The 18922-nt window shown below is 64.9% G+C and carries 20 protein-coding genes; 14 read left to right on the forward strand and 6 right to left on the reverse strand.

What is annotated here, in order from left to right:
- Positions 1-2 precede the first annotated feature (2 nt).
- From ACK4FJ_RS14350 to ACK4FJ_RS14390, 9 genes are all read left to right on the forward strand, one after another.
- Positions 3-1136, forward strand: a complete 1134-nt coding sequence (locus tag ACK4FJ_RS14350; RefSeq protein ID WP_409767401.1) for a lytic transglycosylase domain-containing protein — start codon at positions 3-5, stop codon at positions 1134-1136.
- A gap of 49 nt (positions 1137-1185) precedes the next feature.
- The gene (locus tag ACK4FJ_RS14355) at positions 1186-2274 is read left to right on the forward strand and encodes a septal ring lytic transglycosylase RlpA family protein (protein WP_409767402.1); all 1089 of its coding nucleotides are present in this window, start codon (positions 1186-1188) and stop codon (positions 2272-2274) included.
- Positions 2267-3436: a D-alanyl-D-alanine carboxypeptidase family protein gene (locus ACK4FJ_RS14360; RefSeq protein WP_409767403.1), complete on the forward strand. Its 1170-nt coding sequence runs from the start codon at positions 2267-2269 to the stop codon at positions 3434-3436. Before ACK4FJ_RS14355 ends, ACK4FJ_RS14360 begins: the two co-directional genes overlap by 8 nt.
- Positions 3433-4104, forward strand: coding sequence for a dTMP kinase (gene tmk, locus ACK4FJ_RS14365; protein WP_409767404.1), 672 nt, complete (start codon positions 3433-3435; stop codon positions 4102-4104). Before ACK4FJ_RS14360 ends, tmk begins: the two co-directional genes overlap by 4 nt.
- Positions 4101-5231 (forward strand): DNA polymerase III subunit delta', encoded by a 1131-nt coding sequence (locus tag ACK4FJ_RS14370; RefSeq protein ID WP_409767405.1) that lies wholly within the window; start codon positions 4101-4103, stop codon positions 5229-5231. The genes tmk and ACK4FJ_RS14370 overlap by 4 nt, the downstream gene beginning before the upstream one ends.
- Before the next feature lie 50 nt (positions 5232-5281).
- A complete protein-coding gene (locus ACK4FJ_RS14375; protein ID WP_409767406.1) occupies positions 5282-6037 on the forward strand; it encodes a Crp/Fnr family transcriptional regulator in 756 nt (251 codons plus the stop codon).
- 178 nt (positions 6038-6215) lie between these two features.
- Positions 6216-7202, forward strand: a complete 987-nt coding sequence (locus tag ACK4FJ_RS14380) for a tripartite tricarboxylate transporter substrate binding protein (protein ID WP_409767407.1) — start codon at positions 6216-6218, stop codon at positions 7200-7202.
- An 87-nt stretch (positions 7203-7289) separates the two neighbouring features.
- Positions 7290-7766 carry a tripartite tricarboxylate transporter TctB family protein gene (locus ACK4FJ_RS14385; protein WP_409767408.1) on the forward strand — a complete coding sequence of 159 codons (477 nt, stop codon included), beginning with the start codon at positions 7290-7292 and terminating at the stop codon, positions 7764-7766.
- Between the two features lie 4 nt (positions 7767-7770).
- Positions 7771-9282: a tripartite tricarboxylate transporter permease gene (locus ACK4FJ_RS14390; protein ID WP_409767409.1), complete on the forward strand. Its 1512-nt coding sequence runs from the start codon at positions 7771-7773 to the stop codon at positions 9280-9282.
- Here ACK4FJ_RS14390 and ACK4FJ_RS14395 read toward each other — a convergent pair.
- From ACK4FJ_RS14395 to ACK4FJ_RS14420, 6 genes are read right to left on the reverse strand one after another with little or no spacing between them, the layout of a single operon-like run.
- The gene (locus ACK4FJ_RS14395) at positions 9245-10060 is read right to left on the reverse strand and encodes an alpha/beta fold hydrolase (RefSeq protein WP_409767410.1); all 816 of its coding nucleotides are present in this window, start codon (positions 10058-10060) and stop codon (positions 9245-9247) included. The genes ACK4FJ_RS14390 and ACK4FJ_RS14395 overlap by 38 nt on opposite strands.
- Positions 10047-10439, reverse strand: a complete 393-nt coding sequence (locus ACK4FJ_RS14400; RefSeq protein ID WP_409767411.1) for a hypothetical protein — start codon at positions 10437-10439, stop codon at positions 10047-10049. The genes ACK4FJ_RS14395 and ACK4FJ_RS14400 overlap by 14 nt, the downstream gene beginning before the upstream one ends.
- The gene (locus ACK4FJ_RS14405; protein ID WP_409767412.1) at positions 10436-10807 is read right to left on the reverse strand and encodes a MaoC/PaaZ C-terminal domain-containing protein; all 372 of its coding nucleotides are present in this window, start codon (positions 10805-10807) and stop codon (positions 10436-10438) included. The genes ACK4FJ_RS14400 and ACK4FJ_RS14405 overlap by 4 nt, the downstream gene beginning before the upstream one ends.
- Before the next feature lie 5 nt (positions 10808-10812).
- On the reverse strand, positions 10813-12312 hold the full coding sequence (locus ACK4FJ_RS14410; RefSeq protein ID WP_409767413.1) for an acyl-CoA synthetase: 1500 nt from the start codon (positions 12310-12312) through the stop codon (positions 10813-10815).
- Between the two features lie 11 nt (positions 12313-12323).
- The gene (locus ACK4FJ_RS14415) at positions 12324-13094 is read right to left on the reverse strand and encodes an enoyl-CoA hydratase/isomerase family protein (RefSeq protein WP_409767414.1); all 771 of its coding nucleotides are present in this window, start codon (positions 13092-13094) and stop codon (positions 12324-12326) included.
- Entirely contained in the window at positions 13095-13742 is a 648-nt protein-coding gene (locus tag ACK4FJ_RS14420; protein WP_409767415.1) for a TetR/AcrR family transcriptional regulator, read from the reverse strand. It abuts the gene before it with no gap.
- A gap of 276 nt (positions 13743-14018) precedes the next feature.
- Here ACK4FJ_RS14420 and ACK4FJ_RS14425 point away from each other — a divergent pair, with 276 nt between their 5' ends.
- The 5 genes from ACK4FJ_RS14425 (at position 14019) to ACK4FJ_RS14445 (ending at position 18910) form a co-directional block, all read left to right on the forward strand.
- Positions 14019-15215: a substrate-binding domain-containing protein gene (locus ACK4FJ_RS14425; RefSeq protein WP_409767416.1), complete on the forward strand. Its 1197-nt coding sequence runs from the start codon at positions 14019-14021 to the stop codon at positions 15213-15215.
- Positions 15216-15291: 76 nt separating this feature from the next.
- A complete protein-coding gene (locus ACK4FJ_RS14430; RefSeq protein ID WP_409767417.1) occupies positions 15292-16074 on the forward strand; it encodes an ABC transporter ATP-binding protein in 783 nt (260 codons plus the stop codon).
- The gene (locus ACK4FJ_RS14435) at positions 16071-16796 is read left to right on the forward strand and encodes an ABC transporter ATP-binding protein (protein ID WP_409767418.1); all 726 of its coding nucleotides are present in this window, start codon (positions 16071-16073) and stop codon (positions 16794-16796) included. The genes ACK4FJ_RS14430 and ACK4FJ_RS14435 overlap by 4 nt, the downstream gene beginning before the upstream one ends.
- The gene (locus tag ACK4FJ_RS14440) at positions 16793-17812 is read left to right on the forward strand and encodes a branched-chain amino acid ABC transporter permease (protein WP_409767419.1); all 1020 of its coding nucleotides are present in this window, start codon (positions 16793-16795) and stop codon (positions 17810-17812) included. The genes ACK4FJ_RS14435 and ACK4FJ_RS14440 overlap by 4 nt, the downstream gene beginning before the upstream one ends.
- 15 nt (positions 17813-17827) lie before the next feature.
- Entirely contained in the window at positions 17828-18910 is a 1083-nt protein-coding gene (locus ACK4FJ_RS14445) for a branched-chain amino acid ABC transporter permease (RefSeq protein WP_409767420.1), read from the forward strand.
- Positions 18911-18922 lie beyond the last annotated feature (12 nt).

Below are 18922 nucleotides of genomic sequence, written 5' to 3' on the forward strand. Positions count from 1 at the left end.
GAATGATGCGACGGATGCGGTACGGCGCAGTAATGCTCGGACTGGTGCTTGCGGCCTGCGGCATGCGGCAGTCCGGCCAGCCCGCGGATGCGGCCGTGCCGCCGGCGGTTCCAGGCGGAACTGCGCAGAATGCCGCCATCACCGCGCCGACCACAACGGGCGGACAACCGACGGAGCAGGTTGCTTTCAACCGCGCCGATTTCGATGCCTTTCTGGCCGACGTGCGCAGCGAGGCCCTGCAGAAGGGCATCAAGGCCGATGTGGTGAATACCGCGCTGGCCGGAGTCGAGCCGGTGATGCGCATTATCGAGCGCGACCGTAACCAAGCTGAATTCAAGCTGACTTTCTCCACCTATCGCGACCGCGTGATCACACCGGCGAATGTGTCGCGCGGGCAGAAGCTGCGCGAGGAACAGCAGGTCTTGCTGCGTCAGGTGGCGCAGCGTTACGGCGTGCAGCCGCGCTTTGTGCTGGCGATCTGGGGCATCGAGACGCGCTACGGCGCCGTGAAAGCGGATGTACCGCTGTTCCATTCGCTGGCGACGCTGGCCTTCGACCGTCGCCGGTCCGCTTACTTCCGTAACGAGCTGTTCGCCGCGCTCACCATGCTGGATCGTGGCTATATCGATTTCACCAGCATGAAGGGGTCGTGGGCGGGCGCGATGGGGCAGCCCCAGTTCATGCCCAGCAGCTACCTGGCCTATGCCGAGGATTTCGACGGCGACGGCAAGCGCGACATCTGGAACAACCGCGGCGACGTGTTCGCCTCGATCGCCAACTACCTGGCCAAGGCCGGCTGGAACACGGCGCAGACCTGGGGCCGCGAGGTGAAGGTCTCTCCGGCGCTGCAGAACCGGCTGGGCGAGTTTGCCCGCGAGGGCAAGTCGGGCTGCCGCGCCATCGACCAGATGACCCGAGACCTGCCGCTTGCCGAATGGGAAAAGCTGGGCCTGCGCCGCGCCGATGGCGGCGATCTGCCCAAGGCCCAGATTTCCGGTGCCCTGGTGCAGCCGGATGGGGCCAAGGGGCCGTCCTTCCTGGTCTATGGCAATTATCGCTCCGTCCTGCGCTATAACTGCGCCCATCACTATGCTTTGACCGTCAGTCTGCTTGCCGATCAGCTGGGTGATGGCTAATATGCACCACATATAGATTATGCAGCATCGTCGGCACGCCATCCCTTGCTTGATCCTGGGGGGTCGGGGGGAGTCCCGAACCGCCGGGGTATCGCGCGCCCAGTCGCCCGGCGCCTGGTCGGCGCGTGCCCGGCTGGCTGTCCTACTCCTGGCCGCCAGCTTCGGTCTGGCCGGCTGCGCCGAGACCACCCTGTTCAACCATGCCGCCAAATCGGTGATGCGCGGTGAACCCGGCCAATCCTCCGGCCCGGGCAAGGGCGGCATCTACAAGGTCGGCAATCCCTATCAGATCAACGGCGTCTGGTATTACCCGAAGGAAGACCCGAATTACGACGAGACCGGCATCGGCTCGTGGTATGGCGAGCAATTCCACGGCAAGGCCACCGCCAATGGCGAAGTCTTCGACATGAACGAGGTGACGGCGGCGCATCCGACGCTGCCGATGCCATCGCTGGTGCGCGTCACCAATCTGGAGAATGGCCGCTCGATCGTCGTGCGCATGAACGACCGTGGGCCGTATGCGAATAACCGCATCATCGACCTGTCGCGGCGTTCGGCCCAGTTGCTGGGGTATGAGCGTCAGGGCACTGCGAAGGTGCGGGTGCAGTATATCGGTCCGGCGCCGATGGGCGGCGAGGCCGCGCCGACCATGGTGGCTTCGCGCAGCGTTGGCGGCGACGAGCGTCCCGCAGCCGCGCCGCGGGGTGGCGTTTCGACTGAGGCATTGCCGCCGCCGCCCGGCGTGAAGGGCAAAAGCGCAGAAGTGGCCAAGCCGGCGGAAGGCCAGCCGTCGCCGATGCAGATCCTGGCCGCGCAGCGACCGGCCGAGGGCGCTGCGGCGACCACCTCGACCGACGCCGCATCCACCGACCTGAAACAGCAGAAGGTGGAGGTCGGCCCCGCCCGCGGCGGCCAGATCTATGTGCAGGTGGGGGCCTTCACCCTGCACGAAAACGCCCACAAGCTCGCCGCGCAGATGTCACTGATCGGCCCCGCCAACGTGTCATCGACCTTCGTCAACAAGCAGGAATTCTTCCGCGTGCGGCTGGGGCCCTATAACCAGGTGGCCGCCGCCGACCAGGCCCTGCAGCAAGTGATCAGTAACGGACAGACCAATGCGCGTATCGTCGTTGAATAAGATTGCCGCTGTTTTCCTCGCCGGACTGATGCTGGCGGGTCTTGCCCGTCCGGCCGTTGCCCAGCTGGGGCAGGTCGAAACGGTGGCGCGGCAGATGATCCTGATCGATGCCGATACCGACACCGTGATCTTCGAGAAGAATTCCGAAGAGCTGATGCCGCCCTCGTCGATGTCCAAGCTGATGACGGCCTTCATGGTGTTCGAGCAGCTGGCCGCCGGCAAGCTGCGCATGGACGACATGCTGCCGGTCAGCGAAAAGGCCTGGCGCATCCAGGGCTCCAAGATGTTCGTGCCGCTGGGCGGACGGGTGAAGGTGGAAGACCTGCTGCGCGGCGTGATCGTGCAGTCGGGCAACGATGCTTGCATCGTGCTGGCCGAAGGCATTGCCGGCACCGAGGAGCGGTTTGCCGAAATGATGACCGACCGCGCCCGCGAACTCGGCCTGAAGAACAGCACCTTCCGCAACGCCTCGGGCTGGCCCGATCCGCAGCACCTGACCACGGCGCGCGACTTGGCCATCCTGGCCAAGCAGATCATCCGGCATCACCCGCAATTCTATCATTTCTACGCCGAGAAGGAGTTCACCTACGGCGTGGACCAGGTATCCAAGAAGCCGATCACCCAGGGCAACCGCAATCCGCTGCTTTACAAGGATATTGGCGCCGACGGCCTGAAGACCGGCCATACCGAGGCGGCCGGTTATGGCCTGACCGCGTCGGCCAAGCGCGGCGACCGCCGCCTGATTCTGGTGGTGAACGGCCTGAAGAGCATGAACGAGCGCTCGCGCGAGTCCGAGCGCCTGCTGGAACTCGGTTTCAGCCAGTTCGACAATTACAAGCTGTTCAGCGCCGGTGCGGTGGTGGACGAGGCCGATGTCTGGCTTGGCGATGCCCCGCGTATTCCGCTGATCATCGACCGCAACCTGACCCTGACCCTGCCGCGGCAGAGCAAAAATAACGTCAAGGTAACGGTATCCTACGACAACCCGATCCCGGCACCCATCGTCAAGGGCACCCCGGTGGCGACGCTCACTGTCACTAACAAGGAAGGCGCACTGGCCGAATTGCCGCTGGTGGCCGGCGCGGATGTGCAGCAACTCGGCTTCACCGGTCGCATCGGCGCGGCGATCAGCTATCTGCTGTGGGGCGCGAAGAAGCAGTGAGCGCCACCTTTCCCGGGCGGTTCATCACCCTGGAAGGCGGCGAGGGCGCCGGCAAATCCACCCAGATCAGGCTGCTGGCCGACCGGCTGGCAGAGCGTGGCATAGAAACCCTGCTGACCCGCGAGCCCGGCGGCACGGCTGGCGCCGAAGCGATCCGCAGCCTGCTGGTGACCGGCGATCCCGAGCGCTGGGACGCGATGACCGAAACCCTGCTGCATTACGCCGCGCGTCGCGCCCATGTCGAAAAGACCGTGAAGCCGGCGCTGCGCCGGGGTGTCTGGGTGATCTCCGACCGCTTCGCCGATTCCACCATGGCCTATCAGGGTTATGCCGGTGCGGTGGGGCGCGAGGCGGTGGCGGCGCTGCACAGACTTGTGCTGGACGATTTCGCCCCGGACCTCACGCTGGTGCTCGACCTGCCGGTGGAAACCGGGCTTGCCCGGGCGAAGCAGCGCATGCAAGGCCAGAATGTACAAGGCTTGGCTGCCGCCGAGGATCGCTACGAGCGCATGGGCCGCGAGTTCCATGAAAAACTGCGCGGCGCGTTCCGCGACATCGCCGCGCGCGAGCCGCAGCGCTGCCGCCTGATCGATGCGGACCGCGACGTGGAGAGCGTCGCCGTGGCGCTCTGGCAGGCCGTGGTGGCGCAGTTTAGTCTCAAGCCATGAGTGGTCACGATCCGCAACAGGCCGCGACCTGGGGGCCGCGCCATGCTTCCGTGCTGTTTGGCCATGCCGCAGCCGAGAAGGCGCTGCTGGAGGCCTGGGCCTCGGGTCGGCTGCCCCATGCCTGGCTGATCACCGGGCCGCGCGGCGTTGGCAAATCGACGCTGGCCTTCCGCTTCGCGCGGTTCCTGCTGGCCCATGGTCCGGCTTCCGCCATGGACAGCGGCCCCAGCCTGTTCGGCGATGCGCCGGCGCTGCCCGACACGCTGGCCATCGCGGAAGAGCATCCGGTGTTCCACCGCATTGCCAGCGCGGGCCATGCCGACCTGATCACCGTGGAGCGCAGCTGGGACGACAAGGCCGAACGCTGGCGCGGCGACATCGTGGTGCAGGATGTGCGCGCGGTGAACGAACGCTTCGGCATGACGGCGGCCGAGGGCGGCTATCGCGTCTGCATCGTCGACGCGGCCGACGACATGAACGTGAACGCGGCGAATGCGCTGCTGAAGATCCTGGAAGAGCCGCCGCCGAACGCCATCCTGCTGCTGATCACCCATGCGCCGGGCGGCCTGCTGCCGACCATCCGCTCGCGCTGCCGCCGTCTGGCGCTCAAGCCACTGGACGACGCGGCCTTGCTGCCGGCACTGGACCGCCTGCTGCCCGACCTCGACGCCGCCGAACGGCGCGGGCTTGCGGTGCTGGCCGAGGGCTCGCCGGGCCGGGCCGTGATGCTGGCGGCACAGGGCGGGCTGAAACTGCTACATGGCCTGCTCGACATGGTTGGGCAGTTGCCCAAGCCCGATATCGCCAAGCTGCACGCCTTCGGCGATGCCATCAATCGCGACAAGAGCGGGGCGGGTTTCCACCTGATGACGGAACTGTTCCGCTGGTGGCTGGCACGGCTGGCCCGCGCCGCCGCCGCCGACCGGATCGGCGGCACCGGCTGGGCGGAAATCTTTCCCGGCGAGACGGCCCTGGCCCGCCGACTCGCCAGTTGGCAGGGTCCGGAACGCTGGGCCGAGGACTGGGAACAGTTCGGTCGCTTGCTCGATCGCGGGGAATCGGTCAATCTCGACCGCAAGCAGATGCTGCTCAATCTGTTTGCGGCATTGGGGCGGGCCGCCCGCTAGGCTGGCTACCCCGGCCGTTTGCCGCCGATTTTTGCGGCATGGGGGATCCAATGGCCGAAGAAACCGTCAAGACCACCGGCAAGGGCCGGGGCGCCGCGTTATCGGCCCCCGACAGCCTGGAGAAAATAGACCTGCTCAGCGACCTGAGCCCGGCGGCGCGCGCCGACGTCGAGCGCGCCTGCCAGTGGCGCCGCTTTGCCTCCCATGAACAGATCCTCGACCGTAACAGCGACAGCCGCGATGTGTATTTCGTGGTGGAGGGCACGGTCGAGGTGGTGAATTTCTCAGGCAACGGCCGCGAGATTTCCTATGCGCTGGTTTCCTCAGGCAGCTATTTCGGCGAAATCGCCGCCATCGACGGCGAACGCCGTTCCGCGAGCGTGGTGGCGCAGACCGCCTGCCGGCTGGCCACCATGCCGCCCAAGGCCTTCGAGGCGCTGCTGGCGCGCGAACCGGCCGTGGCGCTGAAGGTGATGCGGCGGCTGACCGCCATCATCCGCGCCAACAACGAACGCATCATGGATCTGGCGACGCTGGGTGCCATTCAGCGCGTGTATCGGGAATTGCTGAAGCTGGCGCGGCGCGATCCGCTCAACGCCAGCGGCTGGCTGATCTATCCCATGCCCAAGCAGCACGAGATCGCCCGTCGCGCCGCCACCACGCGCGAAACCGTGGCGCGCGTGCTGGCCAACCTGCTGCATGGCGGCCAGATGACCCGCAAGGACAAGACCTATTACCTGACCGACCGCGAGGCGCTGGAACAGGCGATCGTGCGGCTGGATGTGCGCCAGCACGGCGTGGTCTGAAACGCCCCACTTGTCATTCCGCGATACAAGTGATCGGCGAAATGCCGCATCGCACAAGCATTTTTGCGCGTTGCCCTGACATATCAGATGGGAGATAGTGGCGTAGTCCGCACGGATCGCACGTCACCATGATGCGCCGGCTGGACGAGGAAACGCGAACCAGCAGGAGGGTAGCCCGATGCGTGGCTTGAAAGCGGTGTTTGCCGGCGCGGTCGCCGGCGCAGTAACCATTTTTTCGGCGGCAGCAGCCTTTGCCGCATGGCCGGAGCGGCCGGTACAGGTGATTGTGCCCTGGGCCGCCGGCGGCGGTACCGATGCCACCGGACGCATCATCGCCAAGATGTTGCAGGACGAGTTCAAGAAACCCTTCAATGTCGTGAACCGCACTGGCGGCGGCGGCGTGGTCGGCCACGCAGCCATCGCCCAGGCACCGGCCGATGGCTACACCATCGGTGTGATCACCATCGAGATCGGTACCTTCAAATGGCTTGGGCAGTCGAACCTGTCGGGTTCGAAGGATTTCACGCCCATCGCGCTCTACAATTTCGATCCCGGCGCCTTCTATGTGTCCAACAATTCGCCGTTCAAGAATGCCAAGGAAGTCGTGGCGGCGCTGAAGGCCAATCCGAAGGTTTACAAGCTGGCCTCCGGCTCGGCGATTGGCGGCGCCTGGCACATGGCATTCGGCTCGATCCTTCTGAAGGCGGGCGTCGATCCGGGGCAGTTCAACTGGATCCCGAGCCAGGGTGCCGCACCGGCCCTGCAGGAATTGCTGGCGGGTGGCACCGATATCGTGCCGTGCTCGCTGCCCGAGGCGAAGGCATTGCTGGATGCCGGCCGCATCCGGGCGATGGCCGTGGCGGGAGACCAGCGCCTGCCGGCCTATCCGAACGTACCGACGGCAAAGGAAGCCTTGGGCGTCGACGTGCTGGCCGGCGCCTGGCGTGGCATCGGCGGACCGAAGGGCATGCCGGCGGAGGCCACGAGCAAGCTGGTCGCCGCGATGGAGAAGATCCACAAGAGCGAAGAATTCCGCAAATTCATGACCGAGCGCGGCTTTGGCCTGATGTGGAGGGCGGGACCCGATTTCGCCAAGTTCATGGATGAATCGGAAGCCGACAGCGGCAAGGTGCTGAAGGCCATCGGCCTGTCGAAAGCGTCCTGACGTCGGAGAGGATCGGATGTCCTGGCTGCTTGAGCGGCAGCCAGGACATGCTCCCAGCGTATGCTTTCTGACGCGGAGTCTCGCGCCATGCGCATCAATGATGCCATTTTCGGAATCCTCCTGTTCGGCCTCAGCCTGTTCATCGGCTTTCATGCTGCCGGCTTCCCGAAGATGCCCGGCACGGCCTATGGCCCGGCCTTTTTCCCGCAGGTCCTGGCGGCGGGGCTTGGCATCTGTGCCGTTTTGCTGATCCTGCGCGGCATTGTCGCGCTGCGCCAGGGCGCGGCACTGGTTGTTCTGTCGCCCTGGATGCGCATGCCGGGCCGCTGGATGGGCGCCATGCTGATGCTGGCCTGCGTCGTCGCCTATACCCTGCTGGACGACATGCTCGGTTTCCATCTGGCCGGCATGGCAGTGACGCTGGTCTTCATGCTCTATCTCGGGGTGCGGCCCTTATATGCCGTGGGGTTCAGTCTCGGCGCCGTGATCGTGATCTGGCTGCTGTTCGCCCGCCTGTTGCTGGTGCCCCTGCCGGGCGGCGTGCTGACCGGTCTGTTGTGGTGAAGCCATGACAGCACTTCTGGCCGCGCTCGACCTGATCCTCCAGCCCGACGTGCTGTGGGTGATTCTGCTGTCTTCGATATTCGGCCTGTTCGTCGGCGCCATGCCGGGGCTTTCGGCGACGATGGCGACGGCCCTGCTGGTGCCGGTCACCTTCTTCATGCCACCGGTGCCGGCGATTGCGGCGATTGTCAGTTGCACGGCCATGGCGATTTTCGCGGGCGACATTCCCGGCGCGCTGCTGCGGATTCCGGGCACGCCGGCCTCGGCGGCCTATGCCGACGAAGCCTATCGCATGACGCAGAAAGGGCAGGGCGAGCTTGTGCTGGGCGCGGGGCTGGTTTTCAGCGCCATCGGCGGATTGTTCGGCATCGCCATCCTGATCACCGGTGCGCCGCTGCTGGCCGAATTCGCCCTCAATTTCTCGTCCTTCGAGTATTTCTGGCTCGCGCTGCTGGGGCTGACCTGTGCGGCCTTCATCGCGCCGGCATCGCCGCTGAAAGGACTGGTCGCACTGCTGCTCGGATTGCTGCTGTCCAGCATCGGCATCGGCGCCAGCGGCGGCCATCCGCGTTTCACCTTCGGCAACCTGGAACTCACCGGCGGCGTACCGCTGATCCCCGCGCTGATCGGCATGTTCGCGCTGCCCGAACTGTTGCGCTACATATTGTCCGACCGGGCCAGGCTCAGCGTGGCGCAGCGACGCATCGGCAACATCTTCCGCCAGCAGGGTGCTTTGCTGGCCCGCTACTGGCGGAACCTGCTGCGCGGCAGCCTGCTGGGCACGGTGATCGGCGCCATGCCGGGTGCCGGCGCCGATATTGCCGCCTGGGTCACTTACGCCACTTCGAAGAAACTTTCAAAGGAACCCGAGAAATACGGGACCGGTCATGTCGAGGGCGTGGTTGAGGCGGGCGCGGCGAACAATGCCGCCCTGGGCGGCGCTTGGATACCTGCCCTTGTCTTCGGCATTCCCGGCGATTCCATCACGGCAATCGCCATCGGCGTTATGTTCATGAAGGGCCTGACGCCCGGTCCGATGATCTTCATGAACAATCCCGACATGCTGTATGGCGTATTTGTCGCCTTTATCCTGGCCAATATCCTGCTGCTGCCGCTTGGCTGGGTCGCGATCAAGAGTGCCGGACGCCTGCTCAGCGTGCCACGTCCGGTGCTGATGCCGATCATCCTGCTGTTCTGTATCGTTGGGGCCTTCGCCAGCAACAACACGGTCTTCGGCATCGTGACCATGCTGGCGCTGGGCGTGATTGCCTATGTGATGGAGGAGAACAATTTCCCCATTGCGCCGGTCATCCTAGGGCTGGTGCTGGGTCCGATGCTGGAAGAGAACTTCCTCAATTCCATGCAGAAGACGCTGGGCGATCCGGTCGGTTTCGTCAGCCGCCCGATTGCGGGCATCCTGGCGACTCTTACGATCGCCATCTGGCTCCTGCCGCTGGTCCTATGGTTGCGGGCGCGGTTCAGAGCCGCGCGAGAAATTTCGTCAGCTCACCATTGAAGGCATCCGGCATTTCCAGATGCGGCGAATGGCCGGCCCCGTCCAGGCATAGCCGTCGCGCGCCAGTGATATTGGCCGCCAGCCACTGGCTTACCGCCGGCTCGTAAAGCTGGCTCTCGCTGCCATGCAGGATCAGAACCGGCAGTTCCAGCTGCGGCAGCAGCCAGCGGTAATCCTGCTGCGCCATCGAATCCCACAGCGCCGCCATCGTCGTGCCATCGTTGCGGACCATCTCCTCGCCGACCCACTGCACCAGCGCCGGGTCGATCCGGCTGTCGCGCGCGAACAGATGCGGCAGGGCGTTATGGGCATAGGTTTCCCAGTCGGTGCGCATCATCTGCATGGCGGCTTCGCTCTGGGCCTGGTCGAAGCCATTGCGGATACCGAAATGCCATTCGCGGTCGTTGAGGATGCGCGGCGTCATGTCCTCGACCACCAGGCCGGCCAGCAGGGCGCTGCCATAGCGGCCGATGTAGTCGAAGGCCACCATGGCACCCATCGACCAGCCGACCAGCACGGCGCCGTGCAGGTCGTGAGCGCTGAACATGGCATGAAGCTGGTCGGCCAGATAAGGAATCGTCATGTCCGCCGGTGTCGCCAGGCTGTGGCGATGGCCGGGCAGGTCGGGCAGCAGGATGCGATGCCGTTCGCCGAAGGCGGCGACCTGCGGCGCGAAATAGCCGCCATGGGCGGCCCAGCCATGCAGGAAAACCAGCGGGCGTCCGTTTGCGGCACCGGTTTCGGCGACATACATCATGCGATCCTTAAGCGCCGACATCCTGGGCCAGCACAAGCGCACGGCCACGACAGATCACGGTGCCGGCCGCATCGGTGCAGGTGGTGGCCAGATCGACCAGATGCTTGTCAGGCCGCAGGCGGGTGATCTCGACCTTTGCCGTCAGCGGCTGTCCGACCGGGGCCGGCTGCTCGAAACTCATTTCCTGTTTCAGGTAATTGGTGCCGAAGCCCGGCAGCTCGACACCAAGCAGGTAGGAGAACAGCGCGCCGATCAGCGGCTCGGGCACGGCCTGCAATGTCGCGCCGTCATGGGCGGCGAGTTGCTGGAACTGCCGCAGGTTGTCGGCCGAGAAACTGCGGGTGACGCTGGCATGGTCGCCGACGCGCATGCCCTTCAGGATAGCGGGAGCGTCGGTCATGGCAGGGCGATCTCCGTCTGGCCGTCCAGCACCACGGCGCCATCGGCGACGCGGGTGACTTTCGCGGCATAGCTGCGCCGGCCATCGCCGGCGGCGGTTTCATCCAGTTTGAAACGCAGGGCCTCGCCCGCATAGGCGGGGTTGGGGAACATCATGCTGTGGCTGATCTGGCGGGCGCCCGGATGCTGTTTCTGCAGCAGGCCCCACAAAACGGAGTAGAGCAGCATGCCGTGGCTGACGGTACGGCCGAAGCGCGTGCGGGCCGAGAAATCCGGGTCGACATGGATCGGGTTATTGTCGCCGCTGACTTTGGCGAAGAGGTCGAACTCGGCCTGGGTCAGAATGCGGTCATGGCTGATCGAGGGCATGGCACTCACTTTCCGGCTGCGCGGCTGCGCAGCACGTGTTTCTGGATCTTGCCGGCGGCGGTGCGCGGGAAATCTTCGACGATGTCGATGTATTTCGGCACCTTGTAGGCGGCGAGGTTCTGCCGGCAGAAGGCGCGCAGGGCTTCCGCATCGATGCTGGCGCCGGGCTGCGGCAGCACGCAGGCGCGGCCGACCTCGCCCCATTTCTCGTCCGGTACGCCCAGCACGGCGCATTCCAGCACGCCGGGGAATTTGTAGATCACGATTTCGACTTCGGCCGGATAGACGTTTTCGCCGCCCGAGATGTACATGTCCTTGATGCGGTCGACGATGTAGTAATAGGCATCCTCGTCGCGCCTGGCCACGTCGCCGGTCTTGAGCCAGCCGTCGCGCGTGAAGGCTGCTTTCGTCGCGGCCTCATTGTTCCAGTAGCCCGGCGTGACGCCGGGGCCGCGGATCTGCAATTCGCCGGCCTCGTTGGCGGGCAGGGGATTGTCGTCCAGGTCGACGACGCGCACCTCGGCCAGGATCTGCGGCTTGCCCACTGAACCGATCTTGGCTTCGGCATGGGCGGTATCCATCAGGAATACCGTCGGGCCGGTTTCGGTCATGCCCATGCCGTTGCAGACTTTCACGCCGCGCGCGGCGAATTGCGCGATCAGCGTGGCCGGCAGCGGCGCACCGCCGCAACCCCAGGAGCGCACCTTGGAGAAATCGGCCCTGCCGAAATCCTTATGCAGGCTGATCGCCTGATAGATCGCCGGCACGCCGAAGAAGGCGGTGCAGTCGCCCTTCTGTAGGGCGGCCATCACCGGATCGATCTCGAATTTCTTGAGTACCCGTACAATGCCGCCATGCAGCAGCACCGGCAGGGTATGCAGGTTGATGCCGGCCGTGTGGAACAGCGGCAGGAAATTCAGCGTCGTCTCGGTCGAGGTCAGGTCGATGGCCTGGCCGATATTGATGGCATTGGCATAGGCCATGCCCGGTGTCTGGATCACGGCCTTGGGCTTGCCCGTGGTGCCCGAGGTATAGAGCATGTACCAGACGCGGTCGCTGGCCCAGTAGGTATCGAAGGCCGCCGGTGCCGTGGCGGCGATGGCGGTTTCGTATTCCGCATAGGACAGCAGGTCGAGGTCGTAGACCCGCGCCAGTTCGTCGGCCACGGCGGCATTGTCGGCATCGAAGATCAACAGTTTCGGTGCGGCATCCTGCACCACGGGGCCGAGTTCCGGTGCCGGCTGGCGCCAGTTTAGCGGCACCAGGATCGCGCCCAGCTTGCCGCAGGCGAACAGGATTTCGAAAAAGGTCGCGCTGTTCAGGCAAAGGATCGCGACGCGGTCGCCGGCAGCCACGCCGCTGTTGCCGAGCCAGGCGGCGAAGCGGCAGGCGCGGTCGTCCAGGTCGCGATAGCTGAGGGTGCGGCCGCTTTCCAGTTCGATGAAGGCGGTCTGGTTCGGCGTCAGTTCGGCGCGCCGTGCCGCGATGTCGAAAACCTTGTGCATGGTTTCCCCCGTTATGCCGACTTGGCCAGGAAACGCGCCATGCCGTGATGCGCCTCCTCGCTGTCGATCTGTTCGAGAAAGGACTGTTTTTCCATTTCCAAAGCCGCGGCGATGGCGGCGCGGCGTGCGGGTGGCAACAGGTTGGTTTTGGTGCGGCGCATGGCGCCGGGCTGCTTGGCGACGACCTCGGCCAGCCATCCGTCGATGGTGGCATCCAATGCCTCCGGCTCCACCAGCGTGGTGGCCAAGCCAAGCTGAACGATTTCGGTGGCAGCAATGCGGCGGTTACGTAATTGAATCTCACGCGCGGCCGCATCGCCGATGCGGGTGGGCAGCAGGGCGGTCCAGCCGCCATCGGGACTGAAACCGACTTCCGTGTAGTAGGGCTGGATGAAGACCTGCGGCGTGATGGCGGCGAGATCGCAGGCGAGCAGGAACCCGAGCGAGCCGCCGGTGACCGGTCCCTGGATACGGCCCAGCACGGGCATCGGCAGGTCGAGCAGGGCAAGGATGCAGTCGTTCAGGCCGCCGACCAGTCCGTCGGCATAAGCGCGGCGCTGGCCGCGCGGCACGGCGAAGAAGCCGCCGACATCGCCGCCGGTGGAAAAACTGCGGCCTTCGGCCTGCAGCACCAGTGCGCGCAGATCGGGCATGGCGGCGATGCGCGCCAGGTCCTGTTTTAGCGTGTCGACCAGCGCCGGCACCAGGCTGTTATGCCGTTCCGGTCGATTGAGCGTCAGCCGCGCGACCGGCCCGGCGATATCAAGGCGGGCGAGGGACATTCAGCGCGCAGGGGCTTTGGGAGCGGCCATGCCATGCGCCAGCAGCGCGGTGGCGACATCGACGATGGGATCGAGCGGCGCCTTCGGGTCCCACAGGCCATAGCGCTGGCCGAGGAAAACCGCGATGCCCATCAGCATCCAGGCACGCACCTCGGTGGCATTCTCGGTGCCGCCGGGCGTGATCTCGCCGCGCTTCTCGGCCGCCGCCAGGGCGATGCGGTAGGATTTTGCGAATTCGGTGTAGTACTGGCGGTAGACCTTCTCGTCGACGAACTGCGATTCCTCCACCACCTTGTAGAGGTCGGGATTGCGGCGCACGAAATCGAGGAAGGCGCGCAGGCCCAGTCGTTCGGCCTCGATGCGGTTCGTCGCATCTTCGGTGGCCTCGGTCAGGTGGTGGCGCAGCATGCGGCCCATATGCAGGACCAGCTCGCGCATCACGTCTTCCTTGCTGCGGAAGTAGATGTAGAAGGTGCCCTGGGCGACTCCGGCCTCGGCCGTGATGGTGCTGATCGAGGCCTCGGCGAAGCCGCGACGGCCGATCTCGCGCTTGGCGGCATCCAGAATCTTGCGGCGGGTCATCTCGCCCCGGCCGGTCTTGGGCAGGGGCAGGGCGCGTTTTCTGGTTCTCGGGGCGGTGTTTAACATGATTCGACCGTCATGTTTGGTTTATCCGTCGTTTCCTCCGCCCACGGCTGAAATCGCTGGATTCCGGCTTGACGGGCTTATGGCGCAAGGCTACGAATAGTCGAGACATGAATCAAGTGTCATGTTTGGCGGGCGTCCATTGCGGACAACGCCCGCTACCGGCACCGGGACCACCCGGGCCGCAGGAAAGGGAGGAGCACGATGTCGCGCATCACGCACGCCTGTAGTCGCGTCTCCATCGCCATTCGTCCGCAACCGTCGCAAGGGAGAGACATAATGCAGCGCGTGATGAAGACGGTGGCTTTTGCCACCGCCCTGATCGCCGGCAGCGCCATGACCGCGCAGGCCGCCGATCTGAAAATCGCCCTGATCGCCAGCAAGACCGGTCCGCTCGAGGCTTATGCCAAGCAGACCGAGACCGGCTTCATGATGGGCCTGGAATATCTGACCAAGAACACCATGACCTGGCAGGGCCGCAAGATTCAGGTGATCGTCAAGGACGACCAGTTCAAGCCCGACGTGGCCAAGTCGCTGCTGGAGCAGGCCTATGGCGACGACAATGTCGACATCGCCATTGGCACCACCGGTTCGGGCGCCGCGCTGGCCATGCTGCCGGTGGCCGAGGAATACAAGAAGATCCTGATCGTCGAACCGGCCGTGGCCGATGCGATCACCGGCGAGAAGTGGAACAAATACATCTTCCGCACCGCGCGTAACTCGATGCAGGATGCCTATGCCGGCGCCGCGTCCTTCCCGACCTCGGGCGAGGTGAACGTGGCTACCCTGGCGCAGGATTACGCCTTCGGCCGCGATGGCATCAAGGCGATGAAAGAGGCGCTGGCTACCCTGCGTCCGAACGTGAAGGTGGTGTTCGAGGAATACGCCCCCACCCAGACCACCGACTTCACCGCCTCGGCCCAGCGCCTGTTCGACGCGCTGAAGGACAAGCCGGGCAAGAAGATCATCGCCATCGTCTGGGCCGGTCCGCATCCGCTGCCCAAGATCGCAGACTTGAAGCCGGAGCGTTTCGGCATCGAGATCGCGCCGGGCGGCAACATCCTGCCGGTGATGAAGCTCTACAAGCCGTATCCGGGCATGGAAGGCGCCGTCTATTACTACTACGATTTCCCGAAGAACCCGATGAATGACTGGCTGGTGAGCGAGCACAAGAAGAAGTTCGGCACGCCGCCCGACTTCTTCACCGCCGGCGGTTTCGCCGCCGCCTCGGCCGCGCTGACCGCCATCCAGAAGGCCGGCGGCACCAACACCGACAAGCTGATCGCCGCCATGGAAGGCATGGCCTTCGACACGCCGAAGGGCACCATGTTCTTCCGCAAGGAAGATCATCAGGCGATGCAGCAGATGTATCACTTCCGGGTCAAGAAGGACGGCAAGGACGAGAACGACCTGCTCGAGCTCGTGCAGGTGATCCCGGAATCGGCCATGCCGCTGCCGATCCGCAACAAGCGCTGATTATTGCCCAACCGGCCGGGACGATCTGTCGTCCCGGCCATTTTCATATCCGGTCTCCATTTTCATATCCGGTCTGATGTCTGCCACGCCAACGCTAGAAACCCGCGACCTGACGATCCGCTTCGGCGGCCATGTCGCCGTGAATGCCGTCAGCTGCGCCTTCCATCCCGGCACGCTGACCGCCATCGTCGGGCCGAACGGCGCCGGCAAGACCACCTATTTCAATCTGATCTCGGGTCAGCTCAAGGCGACCGCCGGCAGCGTGCTGCTGCACGGCCATGATGTGAGTGGACTGACAGCCTCGGCGCGCACCAAGCGCGGCATGGGGCGTGCGTTCCAGCTCACCAACCTGTTCCCCAATCTTACGGTCATGGAAAACGTGCGCCTGGCCGTGCAGTCGCGCGCCGGCGCCGGCCTGCAGCTGCTGCAGCTCTGGAGCCATCGGCGCGACCTGATCGAAAAGGCCGACGGCCTGCTCGACTCCGTGAAGCTGCTCGACAAGCGCAACGCCATGGCCGGTGCGCTGCCCCATGGCGACCAGCGCAAGCTGGAGGTGGCCCTGCTGCTGGCGCTGGAACCCGACGTGTTCATGTTCGACGAACCGACCGCGGGCATGTCGGTGGATGAAGTGCCGACGGTGCTGGACCTGATCCAGGGCATCAAGGCGCGCGGCGACAAGACCGTGCTGCTGGTCGAGCACAAGATGGACGTGGTGCGCAGCCTGGCCGACCGCATCATCGTGCTGCATAACGGCGCGCTGGTGGCCGATGGCGAGCCGGCCACGGTGATCGCTTCGCCGGTGGTGCAGGAGGCCTATCTCGGCATCTCGCCGGGAGCCGCACAGGAGGCCGCGCGATGAAAGACGCGATCCTGCGCCTGGAAGGCGTGCATACCCATATCGGGCAGTACCACATCCTGCACGGCGTCGACCTCGTGGTGCCGCGCGGCCAGCTCACCATGCTGCTGGGCCGCAACGGCGCCGGCAAGACCACCACTCTGCGCACCATCATGGGCCTGTGGCAGGCGTCGAAAGGCCATGTGCAGTTCGATGGCCGCGATATCACGAAACTGCCCACGCCCGAGATCGCTCAAGCAGGCATCGCCTACGTGCCCGAGAATATGGGTATCTTCGCCGACCTCACCGTGCGCGAGAACATGATCCTGGCCGCCCGCAACGGCGAGATCGATCCGAAACGCCTGAAATGGATCTTCGGCCTGTTCCCGGCGCTGGAGAAATTCTGGTCGCTGGCCGCCGGCACGCTGTCGGGCGGACAGAAGCAGATGCTGGCGATTGCCCGCGCCATCGTCGAGCCGCGCGAGCTGCTGCTGATCGACGAGCCGACCAAGGGCCTGGCGCCGGCCATCATCATGAACATGATCCAGGCCTTCCGCGAACTGAAATCCACCGGCGCCACCATCCTGCTGGTAGAGCAGAATTTCATGGCCGCCAAGATGCTGGGCGATGCCGTGGCCGTGATGGACGATGGCCGCATCGTGCATCGCGGCGCCATGGCCGAACTGGCTGAAGACACCTCGCTGCAGCAGAAACTGCTGGGCCTGAGCATGGACGCGCATCAATGAGCAATGCTGTCGCCGCCACCGAAACCGCTTCGCTGCCCAAGGTGAAGACCGACTGGCTGCCGGCCCTGCTGGTGCCGATCCTGGCCATCGCCGCCCTGCCGCTGGTGGGCAGTTTCTCCACCTGGGTCACGCTCACCGTGGCGGCGCTGGCCATGGGCATGATGATCTTCCTGATGGCGTCCGGCCTCACGCTGGTTTTCGGCCTGATGGATGTGCTGAATTTCGGCCATGGCGTGTTCATCTCGTTCGGCGCCTATGTCAGCCTGATGGTGCTGGGGCCGCTGACCGGCTGGGTCGAGAGCCCGAATATATGGCTCAATATCGGCGTGCTGCTGGCCTGCATCCTGGTCGCCATGCTGGTGACCGGCGCCCTGGGCTATGCCTTTGAGCGCGTTGTGATCCGCCCGGTCTATGGCCAGCATCTGAAGCAGATCCTGATCACCATGGGCGGCATGATCGTGGCCGAACAGATGATCCATGTGATCTGGGGGGCTAGCCCGATCCCGCTGCGGCTGCCCGAAGGCCTGCGCGGCGCCATCGTGGTGGGCGAGGCGGCGATGGAGAAATACCGCGTGATCGCCGTGGTGCTGGGGCTGCTGGTTTTCGGCCTGATGCATCTGATGCTCAACCGCACCAAGATTGGGCTGCTGATCCGTGCCGGCGTGGAGAATGCCGAGATGGTGGAAGCCCTGGGCTACAAGATCCGCCGCCTGTTTGTCGGCGTGTTCATCGCTGGTTCGGCCCTGGCCGGGCTGGGCGGCGTGCTCTGGGCCTTCTACCGCCAGACGCTCACCGCCGGCATGGGCATGGAAGTGAACGTGCTGATCTTCATCGTCATCATCATCGGCGGCCTCGGCTCTATCGGCGGCTGCTTCGTCGGCGCCATCCTAGTGGCGCTGGTGGCGAATTACACCGGCTTCCTGGCGCCCAAGCTGGCGTTGGGGTCCAGCATCCTGCTGATGGTGCTGATCCTGCTATGGCGGCCGCAGGGCCTTTATCCCGTGGCCAAGCGGTAAGAGGAGGGACGCATCATGCTGCCGAGCAATCCCATCCACAGCATCCTCTCCGGCGATTATCCGCGCTCGAAGGCGCTGTCGGTCGCGCTGGCCATCGTGCTGTTCAGCCTGGCCTTCGCGCCCTTCCTGTTTCCGGGCAGCCAGCCGCTGAACGTCGCCGCCAAGATCTGCGTCTTCGTGATCCTGGTGGCCAGCTACGATCTGCTGCTGGGCTATACCGGCATCGTGTCGTTCGCCCATACGATGTTCTACGGCATTGGCGGTTATGGCGTGGCGATTGCCATGTACAATTTCAATGCCGGCTGGGGTGCGCTGGGGCTGGGCGTGCTGGCAGCCCTTGTGCTGGCCATGCTGCTGGCTCTGCTGATCGGCCTGTTTTCCCTGCGGGTGCGGGCAATCTTCTTCGCCATGATCACGCTGGCGGTGGCCTCGGCCTTCGCCATCCTGGCTTCGCAACTCAACGAGATCACCGGCGGCGAGGATGGCCGCAGCTACCGCATCCCGGAAATGCTGCGCCCGGCCTTCCGCCTGTTCGACGAACCGGTGCTGGGCGTGATGATCAATGGCCGCATCCTGACCTACTACCTGATCTTCTTCGCCGCTCTGATCCTGTTCCTGCTGGCTTTGCGCGTGGTGAATTCGCCCTTCGGCCGCGTGCTGCAGGCCATCCGCGAGAATGATTTCCGCGCCGAGGCCCTGGGCTATCGTGTTGTGGTCTACCGCTCCATCGCCAACTGCCTCTCGGCCGGCATGGCCACGCTGGCCGGCGTGCTGATGGCCCTGTGGCTGCGCTATACCGGGCCGGATACCACGCTCAGCTTCGCCATCATGATCGACATCCTGCTGATGGTGGTGATCGGCGGCATGGGCACGCTGTATGGCGCCGTGCTGGGCGCCACCATCTTCATCCTGGCGCAGAATTACCTGCAGGTGCTGATGGGCCAGTTCAGCGGCATGCTGGAAGCCGCCGGCATCCCGCTGCTGCCCGGCCTGTTCCATGCCGACCGCTGGTTGCTCTGGCTCGGCATCCTGTTTGTGCTCAGCGTCTATTTCTTCCCGGTCGGCATCGTCGGCAAGCTGCGGCAGATGAAGTCATAACGCATGAAACCA

Origin of the sequence: Ferrovibrio sp., assembly GCF_046297595.1 — a bacterium.
Lineage (GTDB): Bacteria > Pseudomonadota > Alphaproteobacteria > Ferrovibrionales > Ferrovibrionaceae > Ferrovibrio.